General features: G+C 44.9%; 1 protein-coding gene. It reads right to left on the bottom strand.

Features of this window, described 5'->3' with window-relative positions; all coding sequences use genetic code 11:
* On the bottom strand, positions 1 to 763 hold a 763-nt coding region (locus tag J7J62_03130), incomplete at its 3' end, for a hypothetical protein (GenBank protein ID MCD6124148.1).
* Between the last annotated feature and the right edge of the window lie 379 nt (positions 764 to 1,142).

The raw sequence follows: 1,142 nt of genomic DNA, 5'->3' as shown, positions 1-1,142 counted from the left end.
CATCTTTCGTAACAAACTTGACAGGTGTAGTGGGTGTTGGTGTGGGCGTGGGTGTTGCTTTATAACACCCAGGACATAAATTGTTAATTGAACCTGCAAGATAGCCTTCATAACCCACATAATTGAACTCCGCTTCTGTTATTTTACCGTCAATCCAGTCATTATACGCATCAGTCAACTCTTCATCGCTTATTACCCCATCTTTATCCTTATCGTAATACAAAAGCAATTCACAACCCGTCTTTAGCCCTAAACTCCCATAGGGATTCTTATCACATGTTATTTTTAGTGGTTTTCGTAAGTGCACGAGCGTCATTTTACAACTTGGACAGCCGCCATGTGAACCTGTCGGACCGCTCTCGTCTTCATAGTCCGGATCGTATTCCCAAGGTGAAGGGGGATGATACGGATACGGACCCACTTGTCCCGTAGACTCGGTCCAACCCCACGCTTTTTTGTAACCCCCTTCCTCGTAGCATTTCACCAATTCCGTAAAGCATACCTCGTCACAGCATTTGGGTGCTGGCGTAGGTGTAGGCGTGGGTGTAGGCGTGGGAGTCGGAGTAGGAGTGTGAATCGCTAATATAAGTTCTATATTTTTGTGAACTCTCGTCATTTTAAAAGGAGAGCTACTGTCATCAAAGTATATACGATAATATGCACATCCAGGATCCAGTTCTATCTCATGTGTTTCATCAAACGCATAATGACTTCTACGCCCCCATATCTCACTGAACGTTTTTCCGTCTTTCGATTTCGCCAAGCCTATATGATGCCAGCCGTTTGAACACCACCTTATCCTAACTTTACCACCAACACCAACAACCTCAGGGATTCTTATGTCTATTGTTGCTCTTGTTTGACCTTCACGGGCATCGTTCTCCCACCATTCGCCTATGTCCCTAGCTACACGATCCGGGTCGTTTATTCGTATCCAGTGAGGATCCGTCGGCTCTAATCTTATCTTCATCTGCCTATGAAAAGCCTCGCCCTCCAAAGCAGGGTGCGTGACTCTTCTATATATCTATGCTGCACAAAATAAAAAAGTTAGCGTCAATATATATAAGGAATGTTTTGCCTCCGCTTAAACATATCCTCAATCATCTTCGCCGTCACGACCGAAAGCGCAATCACCTTCCTCG

The organism is bacterium (assembly GCA_021159335.1).
Classification (GTDB): domain Bacteria; phylum UBP14; class UBA6098; order B30-G16; family B30-G16; genus JAGGRZ01.
Note: the sequence above shows the minus strand (reverse complement) of the source record. Positions and strands in the feature narration are given on the sequence as shown.